The 555-nt window shown below is 50.3% G+C and carries 1 protein-coding gene; it reads left to right on the forward strand.

Annotated elements, in window-relative coordinates; translation table 11 throughout:
* Window positions 1–164 precede the first annotated feature (164 nt).
* A partial coding sequence (locus tag J5224_RS34550) for a YybH family protein (protein ID WP_264629335.1) occupies window positions 165–555 on the forward strand: 391 nt, incomplete at its 3' end.

The raw sequence follows: 555 nt of genomic DNA on the forward strand, positions 1-555 counted from the left end.
CCTATACCCGGCAACTGCTGGAGGCGATTCCGGGGCGTGAGTGGCAGGTGTCGGCGGCGTGATAGCCATAATATCCCTGTGCTGAGATGAATAACCGGATCTGATCATGCGGGTGACTTGGTGATAGAGTAAACACGGACAGTCACTTAGCAGGATAGATTTGCATGCACTCACATCCGTTACGCCACATCATTGAATCCTGTGATGTGGCGATCTCCAAGAGAGACTTTGACTCACTGATGGATCACTATTCTGAAGACGCCGCGCTGGTGGTTAAGCCAGGCATGATCGTGAAAGGAAAAGAGAACATCAGGAAAGCCTTTATTGCCATCTCTGATTACTTTCAGGATCAACTTGTCGTGAAACAGGGCGAAATGCAGGTCATTGAAGGTGGCGGAAATGCGCTGGTTATTATGGAAACATTGCTCCGTTTCCCCGACGGACAAGGTGGGACGGTAGAGACAACGCGTCGTGCTACCTATGTCTTTCGCCAGGAAAGCGATAACCGTTGGCTGTGCACCATCGACAACTCTTACGGTACCGATCTATTGAATG

The organism is Candidatus Symbiopectobacterium sp. NZEC135, from assembly GCF_025962695.1.